Origin of the sequence: Vibrio sp. V12_P9A6T4 (genome assembly GCF_963874835.1) — a bacterium.
GTDB lineage: Bacteria > Pseudomonadota > Gammaproteobacteria > Enterobacterales > Vibrionaceae > Vibrio > Vibrio anguillarum.
Genome location: NZ_CAWNJO010000014.1, coordinates 1 through 3,221 on the forward strand (window position 1 = coordinate 1; position 3,221 = coordinate 3,221).

4 protein-coding genes are annotated in these 3,221 nt (G+C 40.1%); 1 reads left to right on the forward strand and 3 read right to left on the reverse strand.

Translation table 11 applies throughout. From position 1 onward, the window contains the following. From AACQ42_RS00740 to AACQ42_RS00750, 3 genes are all read right to left on the reverse strand, one after another. Positions 1-716: hypothetical protein (locus AACQ42_RS00740; RefSeq protein ID WP_254918571.1), on the reverse strand; the 716-nt coding region annotated here is incomplete at its 3' end. A 249-nt stretch (positions 717-965) separates the two neighbouring features. Further along, positions 966-2,156, reverse strand: coding sequence for a site-specific integrase (locus AACQ42_RS00745; protein WP_176429663.1), 1,191 nt, complete (start codon positions 2,154-2,156; stop codon positions 966-968). 10 nt (positions 2,157-2,166) lie between these two features. Continuing rightward, positions 2,167-2,529, reverse strand: a complete 363-nt coding sequence (locus AACQ42_RS00750; RefSeq protein ID WP_176429664.1) for a hypothetical protein — start codon at positions 2,527-2,529, stop codon at positions 2,167-2,169. A 104-nt stretch (positions 2,530-2,633) separates the two neighbouring features. Between AACQ42_RS00750 and AACQ42_RS00755 the strand changes: the two genes are divergently transcribed. After that, positions 2,634-3,128, forward strand: coding sequence for a hypothetical protein (locus AACQ42_RS00755; RefSeq protein WP_141195651.1), 495 nt, complete (start codon positions 2,634-2,636; stop codon positions 3,126-3,128). Positions 3,129-3,221 lie beyond the last annotated feature (93 nt).

The window sequence follows — 3,221 nt, forward strand, 5'->3', positions numbered from 1 at the left end:
ATGTAATCCTTACCGTTGGCTGAAGTTTTTTTAGTCCCAATGATCAATGTATAAGCCCCACTGAGTTCTTCCTCATCTTCTAGCTTGTAATGTTTATAAAAATCATCAACAAGTTCACAAGGAATTACACAACTAACTTCTCCAATCCCTCCAGCGTTGAGCCATAATGAGCCATTAGAGTCTAATCTAGCATCACTCAATATTCCCCAAAATCCGTATACATCTTCGTTGTTAGTATTATTTACGTCATAAAAATGAACAAAGAAATTGTCAACGTTTCTTGTTGTATTAGGATCTTCAATTACTATTTTTTTGTCAGATTTTCTGAACTCTGGAGAATTAACTAAATTCCGCAATAATTGACTTAGAGTCACGTGAGTTTTATTTTCAGATGGGGTCGGTAAAGTTGTTGGTGTTATTTCAACATTTATATCTAATTCAAAAGACTGGTTCAGGTTATGAACAATTTCTTCATCCACCTTACCGCTCTCTAATCCTTGTGTTTCTGAAGAGGATAGTGAGCAATCAATAGCATGAGTGCGACAAACAAAACAGGCAGACTGACCGTTACGAGAAGCTTTTCTAAAATACACATCAGCCTGACATTCTGGGCAAATGAGGTGTTTTCTCTTGTGGGCCAACTCATTCGGAGGCAGTGTTGAAAAAAGAGAAGCTGTGTATAACTCTCCATTGAGAGTGCATTTAGCTGTATCCATACACATCCTTAATAGTTAAGCAATTGAACACATAAATCTACTTGTTTACGCAAACTTTCGATATAGATAACGATAAATTTCAATGTTAGCAATAAGTTATCTATATGTGGTGGACGAAATAGCATATTCTCATCTTTATACAATCAACACAACAAAATGTAGAGTTTTCTACTTGAAGTGGCGAATTATCAGACCTTTTAACGTAAAGATGTGAAATACAGCGAGTACCTACACTCGCTGCTTTCAATACTAATTTTTGCTCACATCGCCAACCAACTCAGCCACATTAGCACTAACCTCCCTCAACCTACTCGAAGCTAAGTGAGCATATCTTGTACTGGTCTGTGGCGACTGATGTCCCAACAAATGCTGAACATCATAGAGCGTGGCATTACCACTATTGATTAAAATTGAAGCAAAGCTGTGCCTCAAATCATGAATTCGGAAGTTGTCTGTAATCCCGGCAGCTTTCTTGATTCGAGCAAAAGCCTTCTTCGGATGAGCGATAGGTCTACCGGGTGCATCTCCGGCAAAGATATAGGGGTTCTTAAGTTGTTGAAATCGCCGTTGATCATTTATGACTTCCTTAGCTAAATGGTTTAGTAGGACCGTTCTCGACAGCCCCGACTTAGTGTGTGGTAGAAATAGGCTCCAATTGCCGTCGTCGTCGACGGTAAGGTACTCCCATTTCGAACTGGTAATTTCCCCGATTCGCATCCCAGTCAGCAGTGCAAATTTCAGCGCATTGGCTTGGGTACGATTCGGTTCTTCGTTACATGCTTTTATGAAGCTGGAAACCTCAGCCCGTGACAGGAATCGCTGTCTTACATTGTTTTCCTTCAACTTCCTGATGTACTGACCTGGATTAGAGTCGACATAACCCCATTCCATTGCCAGCCTGAACATACGAAGTACTAAGGAACGTAGACGATTTACCGTTGCTGGTTTCCTACCTTCTAGTAATCCGTCCAACAATTTCTGAATATCTTGCTGACCGATATCAGTGAGAGGTTTCTTGCCCCATTTCGGATAGAAATGGAGCTTAAGACTACCTGCATCACTTTTGGCGGTGAGCTTGTTCATCATTGCGTAAGGTAAGTAGTGCAGCTCAGAGAACTCTTGGAACGTAAGTACGTTACGCTTCTCATCACGAATAGTCTTAGGGTCATTTCCAAGAGCAATTTCCCGTTTATGGTCATTGGCAATCTGACGAGCAGTGGCAATATCTAGCGCTGGATATTCACCTAGCTGGATTGATTTCTTGGTTCCGTGCAGGGTATATCTGAACAAGAAACGCTTCCTGCCTTGGCGGTTGACGATCATCTTGAGGCCAGAACACAACTCGTCGGTATATTCAGTTTCCTTACTTTTGCTCGACGGCGGCGTCGGTGGTAGTGAGTCGAGTTGGCGCTTATTGAATTTGAATTTTCGGGATTGCATCACTGCCTCCTTAGTCATTCTCGATGGAGAAATATTGGCGTAATTCGGTGAGTAGCGTCTTAGGCATCAGCATGTAGATACCCTTACCAGAGTCCTCGACAATACTTAGTGTCAGCACTGCTCCATAGTCCAGGTCGTCTTCGAATTCGGTGTAGGTCAGTGCTCGTTTTAGCAGTTCGATATCGTCGACGACGACGGCAGAGAGATCGGAAATTGATGTGAGGAACCAGAGTTCACATTGCAGCTCATCCCATACTTGTTGGGTTTCTTCTTCATCGTGAAAAGGTTCGGTGAGTATGGCTCTGACTTGTTCTTGTAAGGTTGCGGTGATTGGTAGGGTTGATAGGGATTCTAAAGTTGTAACTTTGATCATATTAAACTCCATTGTTTTCAATGTCATAGTTTTAATATGTTCTTGTTTATGATGTTATTTCAGTAGAAAATTAAAACACTTACAATTAATGAAAGGTAATAATCTTGACTAAAAAAACAACCAAGCAGCTAGGAGAAGACATGCAACGGAAAAATGAAGTTGCTGCAAAAATTTTTGTGTGGCTTCTTTTCTTCACAACGGGGGCATGGGTCATTATGCTCTTAATTACAGAATGGGCCTATGGATATCATTCTGAAGAATTTAAGTTTAGATTTGCGTTTTTCATCCCCACAATCATAACGGCACTGTCTATTTACTTTTCAAAAAAGGACAATAAAAACAAGGCATTAAAAGCAACTAATGAAGAGGCAAATACTATTCTTGTTAGTTCATCAGTGGTTTTGTTGGCTATATCTGGTTTCTTCTTATGGAAAGAGCCAGCCAGCAATTTACTCTTAACTTTGGCTTTTGCAGTAGTGTTTCTTGATTTGTATAACTTATTTTTTAAAAAACAAGAGGAATCAACTTCACTCATTAGTTATCTATTATTTGGTTCTGGTATTATTGTGCTTGGTGTTGTGATTAAATTTTTCTCGTAACTTTTGCTACTGTGAATCTGATTTTTGCCATTTTAATGATCGTGAAAAGAATGCACGCATTACTAACCTCAGATTAACCCCTCACCTCCCAAT

Bases quoted from the DNA above. Each gene is read 5' to 3' on its own strand.
- AACQ42_RS00745 (WP_176429663.1), bottom strand. From the start codon at position 2,156: ATGCAATCCCGAAAATTCAAATTCAATAAGCGCCAACTCGACTCACTA.
- AACQ42_RS00750 (WP_176429664.1), bottom strand. From the start codon at position 2,529: ATGATCAAAGTTACAACTTTAGAATCCCTATCAACCCTACCAATCACC.